This window comes from Streptomyces huasconensis, from assembly GCF_021028635.1.
GTDB lineage: Bacteria > Actinomycetota > Actinomycetes > Streptomycetales > Streptomycetaceae > Streptomyces > Streptomyces huasconensis.
The window spans coordinates 16,074-33,857 of record NZ_CP086119.1; the positions used below are offsets into that span (position 1 = coordinate 16,074).

Below are 17,784 nucleotides of genomic sequence, written 5' to 3' on the forward strand. Positions count from 1 at the left end.
AGGCCAATGAGCTGTTGGCATGTAGTCAGCGCGGGCGCCAGGTGCGTACCTCGAGGTGGTTGATGTGCGCGTCTGGGTTGATGCGGCCGCTCTCCGCGAGCCATTGGTGGACCGCAGCGGTAACGTCGCCGCCTGCCGCGTCCACCCGCCGGGCGAAGTCGGTGGCGTCGAAGCCGCCGGTGGCGGCTGAGCCGTAGGAGCGTTCTTCGGTGTGGTCGGCGCGCTGGATGACGTCGCGGCGGATGCCGGGTGAGTCGGTGCGGCTGCCCGAGGCGTGGAGGTAGCCGGTTTTGGCGAGGCGGACGGTGAAGGCCAGGCGGAGGTTCTGGCGGGCTGCTTCGGCGATCAGGGGGCGCAGGCGGGTGGAGCCGGAGGCGATGGCTTGGGCACCGACGCGGCCGGTTCCGGTGCCGGTGGGGGTGATGAGGACGGCTTTGGTGCGCACGCGGGCGCGGTTGCCGGAGGTGGTGGTGCGGCGGGTGATGTGGGGTGCGGCGAGGGCGGCGAGTTCGTTGGTGTCGGTGATGCCAGCGGTGTGTACGGCGGTCAGGACGTGGGTGAGGGCGGGGACGAAGGCGGCGCCTTTGTTCTTTGTGTAGAACTGGGAGACCAGGGAGGGGTCACGGTTGATGATGCGGGCGATGTCGCGTTTGGTGTAGCCGGCGGCTTGGAGCTGGTCGGCTAGTTGGGCGGCTTCGTTGAGTTGCCGCGGAGGGCTGGGGCGGCGGGTGCTGGGTGGCATCAGGCCCCCGTGGTGGTGTGGGTGAGGGCGGTGCGTCCGGCGTCACGCAGCGCGAGGAGGTCTTCTTCGCTGGTGGGCGCGGTCAGGGGGCCGGTGAGGTGGCCTTTGAGGAGGTAGTCGCCGGGCTGGTGGTGGTAGGGCCAGTTCTGGAGCTGGGTGAGGTAGAGGGCGTCGGTGCGGAAGGCGATGACGCTGCCAGGTGGGGCGTGCAGGGCTCCGGCGTGAGTGTTGTCGTCGCGGTGGCGTTGGGTGAGTAGGGCGGCGCGGGCGCCGGACCAGATGGCAGCTGCCCATTCGGGGTGTGCGTTGGGGTCGCGGGAGAACCCGGTGGGCTTTTGCCAGGTGATCAGGTCGTCGTCGAAGCCGATGATTTCGGCGTCTGCTGGGACGTCGCGCTCCAGGTGGCGGGGAGTGGTGCCGGTGACCGTGCGGGGGCGTTGGGCGAAGGAGCCGATGCCGTACAGGAGGATGGCGCGTACGGCGCGGGAGGCGAGGTGGGCGGCGCGGGATTGCTGGGGGTCGGTGTGGAAGTGGGCCTGGGTGGCGAGGTTGGTCCAGGCGTCTTTGAGTTTCTTGGCCCAGTCGTCCAGGGGTTTGCCGTCGTCCCACAGGATGCCGTCGAGGATTTCGACCTTCCATGGGGTGAGGGGGTTGGTGAGGGCGGTGTGGATTTCGGGGCCGCCGGCCCAGGTGGTGAAGGTGGTGCCGGGGGCGGCCGGGTAGTGCCATGCGCGGTCGCCGGGGGCGGGCGCCGGGAGGAGGCCGACGTGGTTCCAGCCGTCGGGGACGGTGACGCGGACGTGCCAGTGGCCGCATCCGTACAGGGCGCGCATCTGTTCCTTCTCGCTCCAGGCGGCGAAGGTTGGGGCGGTGATGCGGCGGGGGGTGCCGACGGGGGATTTCCAGGTGTGCTTGGCGTAGGCGAAGGTGCGGTCGTACTCGACGAGTTGGGGCAGTTGCTCAGGGACGCGGGGCGGGGTGAGCAGTTCGTTGCGTCCCTGTCCGGCGGTGGTGTGCAGCAGGCCGCGCAGTTCCTCCGACAGCACGGGGAAGCCGTCGGACCACTGGCCGCGGGTGGGGATGGTGCGCGTCCACAGGTCGCGGCCGGTCTGCGAGGGGGAGCCCATGAGGACGGCGTCGCTCCAGTGGCGGCGCAGGGCCTGCCACAGCAGCACGAATGCGTCGCGGACGGTGTGCGGGTCGTCTCCGTCGATGTCGAACCACTCCCCCACCGAGCGGATCTCCACGTGGCTGTCGCCGATCTCGCGCTGGTAGCGGCCGACGGGGTTGCGGGCGTGGACGAAGTGGCCAGCCATCCGGTCGCGGCCGCGGCCGGTGTCGGTGCGCCAGCCCGGTGTGGGCGCGTTCAGCCAGGCGGCGACCGCGTCGCGCAGGTAGGGGTAGCGGTCGGTGTCGCGGTGCCAGGGGTCGCCGGCGGTGATGTAGATCCGTTCCACGCCCTTGGGGAGGGTGTGGAAGACGGCGGTGAGGATGTCCGCGGCGGAGGCGGCGCCGAGGTCCAGGTGGTGGGTCTCGTTGCGGTGGACCAGGATGCCGGTGTTGGTGTCGAGGAAGACGGTGGAGCGGGCCTGCTGGGTGAAGTTCGGCCGGGTGGATGCCAGGCCGGGCGTGTGGGTGAACCAGGTATCGCCTGCGGTGCCTTCGGCAATGGCGGGCAGGCTGCGTGGCGTCTGGGGTTCTGCAGGCGGAGCCGGGGCTGTGGCTTCGGCCGGGGTTGGTGAAGCAGGGCGGGGATGTTCGGTGCTCTTGGCGGGCGCTGCGGCTTCGGGTTGCGGGGCTGGCTTGGGGCCGGTCTCGTCGGCGGCCGTCGTGATCGCCTCGGAGGGGGCCGGGGACTGCGGCGCGGTTTCGCTGTCTGCTGCCAGGCGGTCGGGGGCCAGTGCCGGGGCAAGGGTGACGACGTCGGCCACGCTCAGCCCGGACGCCGGGGCGATCCGCTCCGCCTTCGCCTTCTCGTAGGCGGCCAATTGGACGACTCGCTTGTCCCGGTCGCTCTCCAGTCTCGTCAGTTCTGCCCGGGCCTTTTTGATCGCATCCCGCACGGTCCGCAGCTCGGTGAGGGCGGCGCTGTAGCTGTGGGCGTCCATCGGGGCTTCCTTGTCCGGCCGGTTTCAGTCGGCGGTGTGCGTGGTGACGTAGGCGATGGCCCCGCCCGATTGAGAGGCGAGCCGGGTGCCCAGGAGAAGTCCGGCGAGCCGGCGGTCGCCGTCCTGGCCAGAGGTGATCACTGTATGCGGGGCGGCGAGGTCGGTGACGTATCCGGCCAGGCGGGCATCGGGGAAAGCGTGGCGGCCATCGGCGTTCTTCTCCCACCGCTCGAGCCCGGTCAGCACGGCTACCACATAGCCGGACAAGGTGACCGGGAGTACTCCCCCGGCTGCGACGCTCGCCGCGTCGCACCGCCACCAGCCCCGCAGCGCCTTGATAAGGGCATCGGGGGTGAGGCTGGCTGCGAAGCCGATCCAGTCGCGGTCGGGGTCCTCGGAGGGCTGGGCGGTGTCCACGCGCAGGACGGCTATCTCCCTGGTGTCCAGTTGCTGCAGCGGGGCAGTGCGGCGTGCGCTGAGGGCCTGGACCGCACTGAGGGGAATCATGACTCGCACTCCGCGGCGGGACAGCCCGGGAAGCAGTCCGGCCCGCACAAGACGTCTGAAGGTCGTGATGGCACAGCCGAGTTCTTCGGCTGCCTGCCCGGTCGTCAGCAGCAACCCCTTCAACCTCCATCCCTCATCTGATATCTGATTTGGCATGCAGGTTACTCAGTGGGTGAGGGGGCGTCAAACCGCTACCGGCAGCGCCGCCGCAGAACACGCACCGGGCGGACGGTTCGGCCTGGCCGCCTGCTAGCGCTCGTCAAGGCCCGCAGGTGCGGCCGCCGACCGCGGCGGCCGCACCGACGACGGTGGCGACGCCCCTGCCTGATGCGAGGATGCGAACCTCGTCACTCCAGAGCAGCCCGCCGGCGTCCACCACCCCTGGGGCAAAGGTCACCACTGCGGCGACGGGGAAACCGTCAGGGCGTGAGGCCGCAGGAGCCGGCGGCCAACGGTGGGGCTGACCTCGCTGTGGCCGGCCCGCACAGCGCATCGAGCGGATCTTCGCCAGATCTTCCCCGCCCCTCCGAGGGGGCGGCCGGGTGGTGCAGCAGGCCGGGCGCGCGCCCGCAGCCGCGCCAGTGCGTCCTATCTGATTTTTCACGCGGCAGCAGACGGTGTATCAGAAACCTTTCAGGCAGGACCGATCATTTTCGATCACGCCTGGCCGCCTTTCGGCTTTGGGCAGGCTTATTCGAGCAGATCCTTGCATTCCAGGGTTATTTCGCACATCGATACGGCTGGATCTTCGGTTAAGGCCTCACTCTATTGGCCGCGCGATCCATGAGCACGCTAGGGTCACGGCGAGATAGGGGCCCTGGACCAAAGGATGGCACCAGCAGACCAGGACCCCTTCGCATTTTGACCAGCCGTCAATTCTGTAAAGGGAGAACGATGACTGACCCCAATGTCGCCCGGGGCACCGTGGTGTCCGGGACGCGTCTGGACGGTAGCAATGCCGACCGGCATTACGCACGCTTGCGTGCCCTGGTTGTCACGGTCGGCCTGGGCCCCGTCGTGGTGCTGGCTCTGCCCTTTGTCCTGCCATCCGCCGGCCAATGGACCGCTGCCGCATCTGTGGCGTTCGCCGCGGTCGCGGCGGGAGCAGCGCGCACTTCGCGGGTCGAATTCCTCTGGGCACGACGGGACTGATCTCCATTCCGGGTGGCCGGCCTGCGAAAGCCGCCGTCGGCCACCCGGAGCCCGGTGTTCAAAAGCGTCGGCGGTGCGGTCCGCCCGTGGGGGATACAGGAGAGGGGTTTCGAAGGTGCCTACTGATCTGTCGCAGCCGGAGCGGTGTCCGGTTTGTGAGGGCCCGATGGTGCAGAACACCGGGGCCGGGCGGCGCCGCCGCTATTGCAGCACCGCCTGTCGTCGGCGGGCCCAGCGCAATCGGCAGGCACGCAAGGCTCCGGTCGTCGCCGTGCAGGGGCCTGTCGGCACCGCGGTGGCGGCCGAGGTCCGCAGGCTGGCCCAGCAGTTGCTGGACAGCGAGATGCGCCAGGAGGAGCTCGGCACGCTTTTGGAGAGAGCCGAAGCAATCCGCCGGGAGCTGGATATCTATACCGCGGCTGCGGTGCAGGACGCCCGCCACCGGGGTGAGAAATGGGAATCGGTAGCTAAGGCCGCACACGTAGCTCCGGAGACAGCACGGGCACGGTGGGGACCCGAGCGGGTGGCCCGGATGATGGATCTCCACGCCAACGAAAAACGGGCCGCGCCCGCCCGGTGGCGTGGCTTGCAGACTGCCCGGCCTGCCGACGGACCCGAGGACACGGCCGACGACCTTGGCGGTGAAGTGGTCTCCCCCGCCAGCCAGCTGGCGTCAGCCCTGACGCAACTGCAGACGGTCAGCGGCCTGACAATCCGGGAAGTGGCCGACTCCACGATGCTCTCGCCGTCGTTCATCTCCCGCGTCCTGTCAGGAGACCGGCTGCCCACCTGGGACCTGACATGCTCTCTGGCGATCCTCTTCGGTGCTGACCCGGCCGAACTGCGCGTGCTGTTCGAAGCGGCCCACGGCATGACGGCGCACGGGCGCCAGCCCGTTGCTGCCGCCATCGCGCAGTTGCACGCTGCCGTACGCGGGCTCTACCTGGCGGCCAAGTCACCCCCTGCGGAACGGATCGAACGCCTCAGTGCGAAAACGGTGAGCGCGCTGCAGGCGCGTCGCGTCCTGGCGGGCATCGACGTGCCGGAATGGGAAGTGCTGGCCTCCCTCGTGTGCGTGCTCGGGGGCCGTCCGCTCGATTTCAAGCCGTTGTGGGAGGCAGTGCATTACACGTTCCTGATGTGCGACGACCCCCGCCTGCCGGAAGGCAGAGCGCACATCGTCGTACCGGAAGAGGAGCCGTGAACGGGCCCCGCCCTGTCGACCGCTGCCCGGAGGCGGCAGCGGTCAGCGCAGGGCCGCACACCCGTATTCGCCCGTCACAGGACCGGACCCAGCGCACCGCGCTGACGGCTTATACAGCCTTCCGTGAACGCCACTACGAGCCGTATCTGCAGTACGCGGCGCTGCGCATCGGCCGGAGCGCCGCGGCCGAAACGGCCGTCCTCGCGGCGTTCACCGAACTGGCGGTGTCCTGGACCGCGATCCTGGGCGGCACCGGCCCCGCCGCCGCAGCCTGGCGCATTCTGCACGACCACGTCGACCGCGCCCTGGGACGTGGCCCGGCCACCGTCCCGGCCAGTCAGCTTGTCCAGACACTGCAGCACGATGCGCACTTTCTGCACGAGCAGATGCAGCTGAGCCCCGAGCGCATCGCCGAGGTGCTCGGGGTACGCCCGGGCGACCTTCCTACTCTGCCGCCGCGCTCCCCGCAGGAGTGAGTTCCGGCCGTTGCCCAGCGTGCCTCCGCGGCCTGTCCCTACACTCCGTCGATAAGGGAGCACGCCCTGAGGGCGTGTGGGGGCAGGAGGGAATGCGCGTGAGCTTGCCGTACGGGGTGGACGTGACGATTCCGAGTGTGGCCCGCATGTACGACAGCCTCCTGGGCGGGCAGGACAACTACCCCGCGGACCGCGCGGCCTGCGAAGAGCTGCTGCAACACGTGCCCAGCATGCGGGAACTGGCCTTGAACAACCGGGAGTTCCTGCGCCGCGTGGTGCAGGTGCTCGCAGCTGAATACGGCATCCGGCAGTTCATCGACCACGGCTCGGGACTGCCTACGCAGGACAACGTCCACGAGATCACCCAGCGGGTGGACCCTGCCAGCCGGGTGGTCTACATCGACAGCGACCCCATCGTCCGCACGATCGGCGGCGTGCTGCTGGCGAGCAATGAGAACACCGCTGTACTCCAGGCGGACATGCGGGATACCGACGCCATCTTCTCCAGCGAACCGGTGTGCCGGCTCATTGACCCCACCCAGCCGGTAGCGGCGCTGTTCGTGTCAGTGCTGCACTGCATCCCGGACCGCGACCGGCCGGCGGAGCTCATCGCCCGGGTCGCCAACCGGCTGCCGCCCGGCAGCATGATGGTGGTCTGCCAGCTCGTCAGCGACTCCGCCCAGGTCCGCGACTTCGTCAGCCGTTTCATGGACGAGCAGACCCAGGGCCACTGGGGCCGGGTGCGGGAGAAGAAGGACGTGGCCGACTTCTGCGCACCTCTGGAGTTGATCGAACCGGGCCTGGTGGAGGTCTCCACATGGCGCTCCCGCCCGGACGACGTGCCCGCCCAGCTCAGCTGGGAATGGGAGGAGTACGGCGGAGTGGGCTTCGTCAGGCGCTGAGCCGGGTCGAACGCAAAGCTGGCCTGCCGCGCGTGGGTGTCAGCGCCAGGAAGCCAGTGCCTGTTCCAGCAGCGCCGGTGTCTGTTCGGCCGGGTTGGCCACGCCGCACAGGTTGTTCAGGATGGCCTGGTAGCGCTCGGACTCCGAGGGTTTCTCCCGGTAGACGGCTCCTTCGTACTGCTCGAGGTAGACCAGGTCGGGCAGGTATTCCGGGGTGAAGAACCGCAGGTGTACGACCGGGTGCCCGATGGCCCCGGCGGCGCCCACGCTCAGCGGTGCGATCTGGAGATGAAGCTGATAGGGCAACTCCTCCAGCAGTGCGAGCAGATGCTTGATCTGCCGGTACATCACCCCTGGCGTGCCGACCTGGCGGCGGAAAACCTCGGAGTCCATCACGGCCAGCAGGACCGGCGGTGTCTCGGCGCGGCGCAGCATCTCGACACGCTGCATCCGCAGGGCCACCCGTTCGGCGATGTCCCTGGCCGGCTTCGTCGGGTGGGCGGCTCGGATCACGATCTCGGCGTACTCCTCGGTCTGCAGCCAGCCCGGCACCAGTTGAGGTTCATAGGAGATGATGCGGCGGGCGGCCGGTTCCATGGCCAGCAGCGGACGCAGAGCCGGCGGTGCTGCATTGGCGTAGGGCTGCCAGACCTCCGGTTTGGCCGCTTCCTGGACCAGGTCGGCGATCCTGGCGCGTTCGAGCGGATCGCTCACGCGGTAGGCGTCGAGGAGCTGCTCGACCTCTGCTTGCTTGAAGGCTATCCGGCCGGTTTCCATGCGGCTGATCGTCGCTTCAGAGGTGTGGATGCACCGGGCGGCCTGTCGGGGCGCGATCCCGGCGTGGTCTCGGCAGCGGCGCAGGTGCCCGGCGAGCGCCTTGCGATGTGCTGCAGGCCCCCACTCCGGGCGGTGCTGGAATCCGAGGATCGACGGCGCCTGACGGTCGGCTGCCATACGGGCACTCCTATGGGACTGTTGAGAGCCTTGAGTATGGCAGCCGGAACTCACCCCTGTCAGCGAGTGGCCATATCTCTACTGTCGGTCACGCAAGGGTGAAGTCGAACTCGCCGTCCTTGACTCCACCGAGGAAGGCCTCGATCTCCCCACGGGTATAGACGAGGACCGGACCGTCGGGGAACCGGGAATTGCGCATCGCCACCTGCCCGCCGGAAAGACGGGCTACTTCCACGCAGTTGCCGTTTCCGCCGCTGCGACGGCTCTTATACCAGCGCGCCCCTTCGATCACGCCTGCACTGACACCGTTTTCCAACCGTTGCATATTTCACCGTGCCCCTCCGAGCCATACCCGACGCCGACAGGCACTCGTCCGTCGCGGTCGACAGCCGGGCCGACTGTCTGTACGAATATCCGGGCTCTGCAATTGCAGAGCCGCGCTTGCAGGAACGAGGAGCGGGCCGGAATAGTGACGGGTACGACGGCACGTCGTGCTATCAAGCACGGCACCAGTTCCGGGGGACGGACGATGACGCCACCACACGAGGGCACATTCCAGCCACAGTCCACACCTGCCGCGCACGAGGGCCGACGACGGCAACTGCTGTTCCTCGGCGAACCACTGGCCCCCACGCCCAACCTCGCCGTCCGTTCGGGCCTGGGCAGCACGCCCTTCGCCGCCCGCCGCATTCCCGTCGCCTCCCACCACTGCTGCTACATTGCGCGGCAGTTCACCCGGCAGACCGTGCGCCGCTGGAACCTGCACAGCATCTGCGACGACGCGGTCCAGATCGCCTCCGAGCTCGTCGCCAACGCCGTGCGCCACGGCCGGCCAGACACGGCCACAACCGACAGTGAGCAAGCTGGGGTATGGCTGGCTTTCACTCTGCGTCCGCGCACCCTGCTGTGTGTCGTACGCGATCCCAGCCAACTCAGCCCCAGACTCACCTCTCCTCAGCCATTGGCCGAACGCCACCGCGGACTGCCCATCGTGAACGCCCTCAGCCACACCTGGGGCTGGACCACAGCCCCCCAAGCCCAGGGAAAATCGGTCTGGGCACGCGTGGCACTGCCAGCGGCATAACGGGCTGGGAGTCAGCCCGGCACATCGGGGTACCGAAGACCGTCACGTTGTCAGGCCCCAGGGCCGAGGAGTTACGTCTGGGAGCGGTAGCGCGCCAACCGCTGGCGGAAGGCAGCGGGGCGGCCGGTGGAGCAACTGGCCCAGGCGCTGATGTCGCTGGCCGACAGTCGGGTCAGCGCCCGGGCCCGCCATCAGGTGCAGATCGAGCCCGGCGGAAGGCCAACTGGCGGTGCAGGCCTGCGCGCAGTGATCAGCCGGTGGCGGGTGCCGTCGGAGCGGTGGCGGTGTGTGCCTTCCACGGGCTGCGGACCTCGACGGCCCCCGGGCTTCTTGTCCCGATCGTCCCGTGCGGTGAGGATTTCGTATCCTCTGGGCCTCAGCAACCGGGCTAGAACTTTCTTGAGAAGCCACCCACGCAGGGCAGCCTCTATGATCGCTCCCGGACCTTATCCGCCTGGCGGCAGCGGCCCGTTGCAGGCACGCGAGGCCCCTGAGCTTGGTCCCTGCCTATAAAGACGGCCGCCCTACACCAGCTCTTGCTGTGGCGGCCTCGGAGGTTGACCCCATGGCTGTTGCCGTTGAGCCGCCTATCGGCATGCAGGGCACACGTTGTCGTCGTTGTCCTCGTATGGAATGTCGGACGGAGCAAGGTGGGTGGTTCGGCACGAGGTGCACAGGTCTCCCCCGCAGCTGCGACAGCCCACGTAGCGCCCGCCCGCGTACTCGTAGCGCCGCTTCTCGATATACGGGTCGTTGCAACTCTCTTGAGGTTCCGGGGCGGCCTCGGGGTATAGCGCTGCTACTTCGTAGGTGTCCTTCAGTTTGACCTGGCCCAGGTCTCGGCCTTCCCGGAAAGCACGTCGCCACTCTCCTTGCAGGTGCAGCTCGGCAGTGCCGCACACCCGAACGAGCGTCAGACCTTCGGTGTGTGCGTTGTAGGCCTTGGACCACAGATTGGCGAAGGCTTGTGAGCGGATGATGTGCATCCAGTCGGGGCGGCGCAGACCCCTGTTGAAGGCCGAATCACCTAGGGCGGAGACGAACTTGACGTACAGGGCCTTGACATACTCCAGTGTGACGGTGTCACCGTCGCCGAGGGCGCGGGCCCGGGCATCGCGCAAGGTGGTGCGGAACTTGTCAAGCAGGTTCTCGGTGGATCCGGACGTGTAGGACTCGTGGATAACCGGCGGGTCGCACAGCGCGTGCCGGGAACTCGATAGGCGCAGCAGGAGACGCAGGGTGGGTTCAGTGATCCAGACAGGTCCGGGCTCAAGGCGCGGGCCGAGGGGGTTTGGCAAGTAGGTGCCGTGTTCCCAAGCTGGCGGGGTGATGAGGTGGAGACCGGCACGACGCCGGTCGTGACGGCAAGGGTCAGCGGGTTGGAGCTGGCCGAGCGGAAGATGAGTCTTGAAGGCGGCCAAGTAGGCACCGCTGACGTCGAGTGCTGCCACCGGGTCCTTCTGTTCTGGCGCCTGCGGGCGCTGCCACTCGGGGCGCGCCTCCCAAATGCGGTCAGGTGCTTGCGGGGACAGCTTGCGGAGTATCTCGGGTAGTGCAGGGTGGCGGACAATGTCGTACCGGGCACCGACTCGGCACGCCTCGAGCAGACGCAGCGCGTCGGGAATTGCGCGTGCGGTAAGTGCTGCGATGGCTCGGCGCTGATCTCCGTCGTGGACAGTCAGAGCCGCGGCGACCGTCTCCCCGATCGGGTCCTGGCGGGTGCTGGAGTGTTGCGAGGCGCCTGAGCTTGAGTACGCGATAAGGCGCTCGGGTGTCGCGTCGGACCGGGGAGGACTGTGGGCCGGCGCGGTGGTGGCTGCCTCGGCGCACTCGGCAGCGGTGAGGTGTTGCGGATAGCCGTCCACTTGTTGGGTGGCCGGGCTTCCGCACAGCACGCAAGAAGCTTGCGGTGGCGAGATTTCGGTGGAGGTGTCGGCTGCCGGTTGGTTGGTGGGGTGCGGCTCGGCGGCGGCGCAGGTGCAGGCGCGAGAGAGGAAGTAGGCGTAGGCGTCGTGGGCAGCTCCCTGCGGTTCGGCGTGTCCCTCTTCCCACGCATGGAGCGTGGCGGGGCTGACACCGAGCGCGTGGGCTACTGCATCAGCAATGAGGTCGAGGCTGGTGCGCAGACGCCTGCGTTCAGCTGGCGCGGGCAGAGGACGGCGCGTGGCGAGGAGGTCGTCGATCGCGGGGTATCCGCTCATCATCTGGTCTTTCTCGATACAGCGGGGCGGCCGGGTTGCAAGGAGTGTTGGTGGCGTGGGCGGTGCCGCCCCTGTCTCAGGTCATCACCCGGAATCTCTTGTCGGCGCCGCTCACCAGGACTCGTCGGTGGTGCTGGTCCACCAGGGCGGGTCGGTGTCCGGGGCGGGAGGTGCTCGCCGAGGACTCGGACGAGGTGAGGTAAACGGGCGCGGCAACCAGGGAGTAGATGGTCTATGGCCGGGGTAGCCCGCCTCGCTGGCTTCTATCGACTTCCTCGCATTGTTGCCGTCGCGTACAGCGCTGCCAGGGGCGAATCTGTCACGGGGTAGTGAGCCGGCGTGTAGGCCAAAGATGAGGGCCAGGGCCGCGGTAGCGGCCTTGGTGCCCATCGGGCGGACGTGTCAACGCACGTACGGATCCGACGTGCCCTGGCACGGGTGACGTGTCGAACACGTCTCGAATTTAAGGCGGCTCGCAGTGCACCGTGATCCTTTCGGTCATTTGCCCGCATGGAATTGCCGGGACTCAACGCGTGTAGCACGACGTCATCCGCCGTCTGTCTTCCGGTTGCCGGGCCCTTGTCGGATGTCCGTCTCGCCGTTGGCCACCGGCGGGATGTTCGCCTCGTCGCGTTGCTTGCAGCACCATCGATGCAGGTTGCAGCACTCTTTTGCCGGGCAGGCTGCGAGCTCAGGCCCGCGTCTTCGCGGAGGGGCCGGGGCACTGTAGGGGCAGGGTCTGACAATGCGGCCGCGCGCGGCTGGTGCGGCGAGATGGCGTGAAGTTTCGGCTACCGCTCGGTACCAGACTGGACGCCGCATGCACTGCCCGGCAGGTGAGCCAGGATGCGTTCATGAGTCTCACCTCGTGCCTCAAGGACCCGATGTCGCCGATGTCGCGGTTCCTCACCGAGCATCTGCCGGACGTCGATGGTCTGTTGTCCGACTACCGCAAGCGCCTGGCCCGCTATCCGGCACCGGTGCACCCTCCTACCAGGGCGGGGCAGCAGCCGGAGTACCGCATGCTGGGCCACACGATCGACCACCGGCTGCGGATCAGCCTCGGAGCACCCACCGGCCAGCCGATCAAAGAAGGCCTCGTGCGGGCGGTCATCGACGACGGCGGCTGGCCGGACCCCGATGTCATCGACACGGTGCAGGCAGCAGGGGCGGTACTGCTGAAAGAACTGGAACAGTACGAAAGCAGCGACGGTCTGCCGTTGGCGCTCGACTCCGAGAGGGAGGAGCGTCTGGTACGGCTGTGTCACGTCGCCTCGAGCTTTGAGGCGATCTTCCGCCACGTGGGATGGGTTCGGGGCAACAGCCTGGGCTCCAGTCGGCCCGGAGCGACGCTGGACGAAATCGTCGATGCCGTGCCGCCCTACGTCACCGACGACATTGGCCAGCAGAAGGCGTTGGCGGCGCATCCCGGGCCCTTCGACGGCCTACGGCAGCTGCCCGCCGCGCAGCGCGTCTGCGGGCCCGTCTTCGACGGCAGCCCCCATGTGGGAGGAGCCGATGCCGACTTCATCCTCCGCGGCCAGTTGATCGACTGTAAGGCCACTATCCGCCCCGAGCGGATGGGCCGCGCTGAGCTCTACCAGCTTGCTGGCTACCTTTTGTTGGACTACAGCGACAGCTACTCCATCGAATCCGTGGGGCTGTATTTGTCCCGCCAGGGCGCCCTCATCGACTGGAACGTCGCGGACTTCCTTGGCTTCATGGGCGCACAGCTCGAGCTGCCCAATCTGCGCGCTGCTTGCCGGTACGCGCTCACTGACGGCGCGGCCGGCACACCCCCACCGCCGGAGGACCAGCGTCGACCGCTCCCCCGCTCGCGCACTGCACCGCCAGTCCAAGACACCCTCTTTGGCGACCTGGCCTGATCCACTGCGGGTACTCCAGCTGACCCTACGGCAGCTGACCAGCATGAATGGCAGCGAGTGGAATGGCCCTTGCCTGCCTCCCGTGAACGCTCAAGCCGACGGCCGTTGCACGACAGGAGCTGCTGGGCGCCCGGTCCAGGACGAGGAACTCACGAGAGCGAATGCCTTGGCGGGCATGCCCCATCGAGTGACGCGCAAGGTCCGTCACGAACGGTGTTATGCCGTGCTCAGAACTCATCATGTCTGATCCTGCTCCAAAGGCCGCGGCCGGTATGCGGCTGAAGGAAGGCACCACTGCGGCAAAGGCGATTGGGCGCAACCTGCAGCCGATCAGACGGAAATCCTGCCCGGTGATCCGGGCGGCGACAGCGCTCCCATCGGTGATGGCGCTGGTGCCGCTCTGCTTCCGCCTTCGTGTAGCCGCGCGCCTTGTTGGTGTGAGCGTGGCATGCGAGCCACGGCTCGCCGTCGCGGGTCCGACTGACGTCTCCACTGAGTGTGTTCACACGCCTGTCCCGCCTTCCAAGCGGTGCCCTTTGTTCCGATCGCCCCTGCATACATGAGAGTTGTTAGTGATCCCTCTGTCTTTCGAAGCACACCAGCAAGCTGATTCCCCACCGTCACTGAGCATCGGTCGTCGCTTCGCTGATCCGGCGCACATGACCGCACGGTTCATCCGCCCCGACGGCACCGAGTATGAACTGCCCTGGCTGGAGACAGCTGGAGAACAACGGCTGGAGGAGTGCCTGCCGGTACGCCGGTTCCCCGTCTGCAAAGGACGGCGTTCGGCGCCGGGTTGGTACTGGTCCGCGACCGACAGGCGCCTGGTGCACCACGGGTTCAAGGCCATGCGCACACAGCTCATGATGCTAGACCACGATCCGGTGGTGACGGCTCTGGCCTGCCGGCCGGTGGAGCTGACGTGGCGCGGCCGGGGCGGCAGGGCCGTGTCGCACGCGCCGCACCTGATGGCGCGTCTGGCGGACGGCAGCGGACTACTGGTGGACTGTGCGAGCCGGTTCGGGGCGGGACGGCGACTGGTTTGGCGGGCCGCCCACCTGGAGGTTGCTGCGGCCGCCGCAGGCTGGGCCTATCGTCTGATCGGACCGCCGCCGCCGGTGGTGGAGGCGAATGTGCGCTGGCTTGCCGGTTATCGGCATCCGCGGTGCGCGCAGGACCGGTTGCCGGACGTGGCCGAGTGTTTCCGGACGCCGACGGCGCTGGCCGAGGGGGTGCGGCTGCTGGGTGATCCGATCGCGGTGTGGCCGTCGGTGTTCCACGCGCTGTGGGTGGGCGTGCTGAGCGTGCCGCTGGAACGCCCGCTGCACGAGCGGACCGTCGCGGTGGCATGCGCGGAGGACGGGCGGTGAGCCAGCACCTGCTCAGGCCCGGCACCGGCGTGCGCTTCGGGGGCCGGGAATGGACCGTCACGGGTATCGAGGGAACCTCGGTGTCCGGTGCGCGGATCTGGCTGTCCGGGACGGAGAAGAAAGACGGGCAGGACACGCTGGCGGTGTTCGGGCTGGCGGAGCTGCTCGACCATGCGTCGTTCGAGCTGGTAGGAGGGCCGCCGCGTCTGCGGGTACCGCAGATGGGCCTGCTGTCGACGGTGTCCGAGGGCGAGCAGCGGCGTGCGTTCGAACTGGAGCGGCACGTCCGTGAGGTGGAGACGGGGCGCCCCACCCCGGACGGGACGGCGTCGGTGAGACCTGAGTACGATCCCGCATCCACCACGCTGGCCCAGCGTGAGCAGGCGAAGGCCGATGAACTGGTCGGGCAGGGCTGGACGGACGTGAGCCGGGCGACGGTGCGCAGGTGGCGTGCGCGTTACCGCGCCGACGGGGTGTGGGGGCTGGTCAAGAAGCGTCGCAGATCGGCGCGGCTGGTCCGCGCCGATCCCCGGGTGGTCGAGGCGCTGCGCGTCCTGCTGTCTGTGGAGGCTTCCCGCTCCCGGTCGCGAGGGTGGAAGACGCGGATGCGGGGGGAGGTGCAGTGGTGGCTGGACGAGCGCCACGGTGAGCCCAGCCAGCGGACGGTCGAGGTGCCGCCGCAGTCCACGTTCAACAGGCTCCTCGACACGGTGGAGGCATCCCTCGGGTTGCAGGGGACGGTGGCGCAGCGGCGTGCCCGCGCCGCCCGTCCGGTCCCGCCGTTCACCCCGACGCTGGCGCTGCGTCCGGGTGAGATCGTGATGCTGGACAGTTCGCCGCTGGACGTGTTGGTGGTCCTGGACGACGGGGTGGTGGGGCGGCTGGAGCTGACCATCGCCGTGGATGTGGCCATGCGCGGTCTGTGGGGGGTGCTGCGGCCGGTAGGGAGCAAGCTGACGGACGTAGCGGTGTTGCTGGCGCAGATGATGACGCCGATGGTGATGCGGCCCGGCTGGTCCGCGGCGCTGTCGATGGCCTCTTCGGTCGTGCCGTACGAGCGGCTGACCGGCATCGACGAGCGGGTGAAGGACGCGGCAGCCCGTCCGGTGATCCTGCCCGAGACGGTCGTGGTCGACCAGGGCAAGGTGTTCGTCTCCCCCGCTACCCGGGCCGCGTGCGAGAGCCTGGGGATCTCGCTGCAGCCGGTGCCTCCGGCCAACGGACCGGCTAAGGGCCATGTGGAGAGGCCCTTCGGTTCGATCAATTCGCTGTTCTGCCAGTGGCTGCCCGGTTACACCGGCTCGAACGTCAGCGAGCGCGGTTCCAAGGTCGAGCAGGAGCCGCTGTGGAGTGCGGCTGAACTCCGGGCCCTGTGGGAGGAGTTCCTCGTCCACTGGCACCACCGCCCGCACGCGGGACTGCGGCATCCACTGATGCCGAAGAAGGTTCTCACCCCGAACCAGATGTGGGCGGCGCTGCTGCCCGTCGCCGGATACGTGCCGGTGCCTTTGTCGTCGGACGACTTCGTGGAGCTGCTGCCGGTGCGCTGGCAGCCGATCACCGATGCCGGTATCCGGTTCGACTACCGCACCTACGACGGCAACTGCCTCAACGGACACCGCGGGCAGCACTCCGAGGTACTGGCGCAAAAGGGCCTGTGGGAGGTGCATTACAACCCCTACGACCCGGTCCGCATCTGGGTCCGGCTGCCGGAGGGCTTCCGTGAGGTGGCGTGGATCCACACCACCTCGGTCGCCCTCCCGTTCACACACCACGTCTGGGAACACATCTGCAAGGTGGTCGAGCGCACCGGCTCACGTGAGGAACACGAGGCCGAACTGGCCCTGGCCCTAGACGCCTTCCTCCGGCGGGCCGCAGGTAAAGAGGAACTGTCCACCGTGGAGCGGCGGGTGATGGCGAAGTCCCGCGCCTCTGAGACCACTGTGCCGGTGCCCGCGGGAGAGATCAACGTACTGGACGTGCTCGCCCCGTCGTTCGGGCTGGCCGGCGTGTACGCGGCGCCCGATCCCGACGACGAGACCCTGCCGGACGAGGACGAGGACGAGGACGAGGACGGGCTGGAGGCCGGCCATGTCCCGGGAGGGTCTCTCGTCCTCAGCGACCAGGACCTTGAGGAGGACCAGTGGCTGCCGTAACTGCTCTCGTAGGCGGCGACTTCTCCGACGGCGATGCCACTCCCGGCGCGGTCACGGACTGCGTCCGGTGGCAGGAGTACGTCTGCCATCTGCGAGTAACCGCCGCGCCGGTGGAAGACCCGTCCTGGAACCGTACGAGGCTGCTGGATTACCACTCGGAGTTCGTCACCCTCAAGACGCCCTCCATGGAGCGGGCGATGGCGGAGCTGAGAGTCACGCTGCTGGTGAACAACAAGCAGCCGGGCACCGCCCGGCGCGGATTGATCGTGTCCGGCCCGCCGGGGGCGGGAAAGTCGACCACGCTCATGGAACTCGGCCGATCCTTCGAACTGAGCGAACGGCGCCGCCGGCCGGGACTGGAGGGCTCCATGCCCGTGCTGTTCGCTTCCGTCCCGCCCACCTACACGCCCAGGAACCTGGCCAAGGTCCTCGCTCGGTTCGCCGGTATTCCCGTCCACGACCGGATGACCGAACACACCATCACCAACGCCGTGTGCCACGTCATGTTAGAGCGGGGTACCCGGCTGGTGTTCATCGATGACGTACACCTGCTCAACACCCGTACCCGGCCTGGCGCTGACACCTCCGACCAGGTCAAGACCCTGATGGAACGAGTACCCGCGACGTTCGTGCTGGCCGGTGTCAACGTGGAGGACTCACCGCTGCTGACAGGGCCCCGCGGTGCCCAGCTCGCCGCCCGCTGCAAACTCCTGCGCACTCCCCCGCTGCTCAACGGCACCCCGGAGCAGAAGAAGATGTGGCACTCGCTCCTGGGCGACATGGAGGGGGCGCTGCGGCTGGCCCGCCACCGGCCCGGAACCCTGGTGCGCCACGCCGCCTACATCCATCTCCGCACCGGCGGCGTGATGGCCAGTCTCTCCCTCCTCGTCAGGGAGGCCGCGATCCGTTCCATCCTGGACGGAAACCTCGCGATCACGAAGAAACAACTGTCGCAGGTACTCCTCGACGTCCAGGCCACGAACGCGGCGCGCGCCGCCCTGCGGCAACGCCCCGGCAGATGACCGGCGTGGCGGAAGGCCCC

General features: G+C 68.4%; 15 protein-coding genes. 9 read left to right on the forward strand and 6 right to left on the reverse strand.

What is annotated here, in order from left to right:
• Window positions 1–25 precede the first annotated feature (25 nt).
• From J2N69_RS00075 to J2N69_RS00085, 3 genes are read right to left on the reverse strand one after another with little or no spacing between them, the layout of a single operon-like run.
• A complete protein-coding gene (locus J2N69_RS00075) occupies window positions 26–742 on the reverse strand; it encodes a helix-turn-helix domain containing protein (RefSeq protein ID WP_230898820.1) in 717 nt (238 codons plus the stop codon).
• Window positions 742–2,850, reverse strand: a complete 2,109-nt coding sequence (locus J2N69_RS00080; RefSeq protein WP_230898821.1) for a coiled-coil domain-containing protein — start codon at window positions 2,848–2,850, stop codon at window positions 742–744. The genes J2N69_RS00075 and J2N69_RS00080 overlap by 1 nt, the downstream gene beginning before the upstream one ends.
• Before the next feature lie 24 nt (window positions 2,851–2,874).
• Window positions 2,875–3,513 (reverse strand): helix-turn-helix domain-containing protein, encoded by a 639-nt coding sequence (locus J2N69_RS00085; RefSeq protein WP_230898822.1) that lies wholly within the window; start codon window positions 3,511–3,513, stop codon window positions 2,875–2,877.
• A gap of 738 nt (window positions 3,514–4,251) precedes the next feature.
• Here J2N69_RS00085 and J2N69_RS00090 point away from each other — a divergent pair.
• From J2N69_RS00090 to J2N69_RS00105, 4 genes are all read left to right on the forward strand, one after another.
• Window positions 4,252–4,509: a hypothetical protein gene (locus J2N69_RS00090; RefSeq protein WP_230898823.1), complete on the forward strand. Its 258-nt coding sequence runs from the start codon at window positions 4,252–4,254 to the stop codon at window positions 4,507–4,509.
• Between the two features lie 166 nt (window positions 4,510–4,675).
• Entirely contained in the window at window positions 4,676–5,713 is a 1,038-nt protein-coding gene (locus tag J2N69_RS00095) for a helix-turn-helix domain-containing protein (RefSeq protein WP_230898824.1), read from the forward strand.
• Entirely contained in the window at window positions 5,710–6,189 is a 480-nt protein-coding gene (locus tag J2N69_RS00100; RefSeq protein ID WP_230898825.1) for a hypothetical protein, read from the forward strand. Before J2N69_RS00095 ends, J2N69_RS00100 begins: the two co-directional genes overlap by 4 nt.
• Window positions 6,190–6,281: 92 nt before the next feature.
• A complete protein-coding gene (locus J2N69_RS00105; protein WP_230904521.1) occupies window positions 6,282–7,091 on the forward strand; it encodes an SAM-dependent methyltransferase in 810 nt (269 codons plus the stop codon).
• A 39-nt stretch (window positions 7,092–7,130) separates the two neighbouring features.
• Here the strand turns inward: J2N69_RS00105 and J2N69_RS00110 are convergent, their stop codons facing one another.
• Together J2N69_RS00110 and J2N69_RS00115 are read right to left on the reverse strand one after the other, a co-directional pair.
• Window positions 7,131–8,045 (reverse strand): helix-turn-helix domain-containing protein, encoded by a 915-nt coding sequence (locus J2N69_RS00110; protein WP_230898826.1) that lies wholly within the window; start codon window positions 8,043–8,045, stop codon window positions 7,131–7,133.
• A gap of 88 nt (window positions 8,046–8,133) precedes the next feature.
• The gene (locus J2N69_RS00115; protein ID WP_230898827.1) at window positions 8,134–8,370 is read right to left on the reverse strand and encodes a DUF397 domain-containing protein; all 237 of its coding nucleotides are present in this window, start codon (window positions 8,368–8,370) and stop codon (window positions 8,134–8,136) included.
• 204 nt (window positions 8,371–8,574) lie between these two features.
• Between J2N69_RS00115 and J2N69_RS00120 the strand changes: the two genes are divergently transcribed.
• Window positions 8,575–9,129: an ATP-binding protein gene (locus J2N69_RS00120; protein ID WP_230898828.1), complete on the forward strand. Its 555-nt coding sequence runs from the start codon at window positions 8,575–8,577 to the stop codon at window positions 9,127–9,129.
• A gap of 587 nt (window positions 9,130–9,716) precedes the next feature.
• Here the strand turns inward: J2N69_RS00120 and J2N69_RS00125 are convergent.
• Window positions 9,717–11,333 carry a helix-turn-helix domain-containing protein gene (locus tag J2N69_RS00125; RefSeq protein WP_330166786.1) on the reverse strand — a complete coding sequence of 539 codons (1,617 nt, stop codon included), beginning with the start codon at window positions 11,331–11,333 and terminating at the stop codon, window positions 9,717–9,719.
• Between the two features lie 851 nt (window positions 11,334–12,184).
• On the opposite strand from J2N69_RS00125, the gene J2N69_RS00130 reads away from it, so the two are divergent.
• From J2N69_RS00130 to J2N69_RS00145, 4 genes are all read left to right on the forward strand, one after another.
• Window positions 12,185–13,216, forward strand: coding sequence for a hypothetical protein (locus tag J2N69_RS00130; protein WP_230898829.1), 1,032 nt, complete (start codon window positions 12,185–12,187; stop codon window positions 13,214–13,216).
• A gap of 659 nt (window positions 13,217–13,875) precedes the next feature.
• On the forward strand, window positions 13,876–14,586 hold the full coding sequence (locus J2N69_RS00135; RefSeq protein ID WP_230898830.1) for a TnsA-like heteromeric transposase endonuclease subunit: 711 nt from the start codon (window positions 13,876–13,878) through the stop codon (window positions 14,584–14,586).
• Entirely contained in the window at window positions 14,583–16,742 is a 2,160-nt protein-coding gene (locus J2N69_RS00140) for a transposase (RefSeq protein ID WP_230898831.1), read from the forward strand. Before J2N69_RS00135 ends, J2N69_RS00140 begins: the two co-directional genes overlap by 4 nt.
• Complete coding sequence (locus J2N69_RS00145; protein ID WP_230898832.1) at window positions 16,730–17,764, forward strand: ATP-binding protein; 1,035 nt, start codon at window positions 16,730–16,732, stop codon at window positions 17,762–17,764. The genes J2N69_RS00140 and J2N69_RS00145 overlap by 13 nt, the downstream gene beginning before the upstream one ends.
• Window positions 17,765–17,784: the final 20 nt, after the last annotated feature.

Excerpts from the sequence above, each read along its gene's own strand:
- J2N69_RS00130 (WP_230898829.1), top strand. The coding sequence starts at position 12,185 with ATGAGTCTCACCTCGTGCCTCAAGGACCCGATGTCGCCGATGTCGCGG.
- J2N69_RS00125 (WP_330166786.1), bottom strand. The coding sequence starts at position 11,333 with ATGATGAGCGGATACCCCGCGATCGACGACCTCCTCGCCACGCGCCGT.
- J2N69_RS00090 (WP_230898823.1), top strand. The coding sequence starts at position 4,252 with ATGACTGACCCCAATGTCGCCCGGGGCACCGTGGTGTCCGGGACGCGT.
- J2N69_RS00080 (WP_230898821.1), bottom strand. The coding sequence starts at position 2,850 with ATGGACGCCCACAGCTACAGCGCCGCCCTCACCGAGCTGCGGACCGTG.
- J2N69_RS00075 (WP_230898820.1), bottom strand. The coding sequence starts at position 742 with ATGCCACCCAGCACCCGCCGCCCCAGCCCTCCGCGGCAACTCAACGAA.
- J2N69_RS00120 (WP_230898828.1), top strand. The coding sequence starts at position 8,575 with ATGACGCCACCACACGAGGGCACATTCCAGCCACAGTCCACACCTGCC.
- J2N69_RS00115 (WP_230898827.1), bottom strand. The coding sequence starts at position 8,370 with ATGCAACGGTTGGAAAACGGTGTCAGTGCAGGCGTGATCGAAGGGGCG.
- J2N69_RS00085 (WP_230898822.1), bottom strand. The coding sequence starts at position 3,513 with ATGCCAAATCAGATATCAGATGAGGGATGGAGGTTGAAGGGGTTGCTG.
- J2N69_RS00105 (WP_230904521.1), top strand. The coding sequence starts at position 6,282 with ATGCGCGTGAGCTTGCCGTACGGGGTGGACGTGACGATTCCGAGTGTG.
- J2N69_RS00135 (WP_230898830.1), top strand. The coding sequence starts at position 13,876 with ATGACCGCACGGTTCATCCGCCCCGACGGCACCGAGTATGAACTGCCC.
- J2N69_RS00110 (WP_230898826.1), bottom strand. The coding sequence starts at position 8,045 with ATGGCAGCCGACCGTCAGGCGCCGTCGATCCTCGGATTCCAGCACCGC.
- J2N69_RS00095 (WP_230898824.1), top strand. The coding sequence starts at position 4,676 with ATGGTGCAGAACACCGGGGCCGGGCGGCGCCGCCGCTATTGCAGCACC.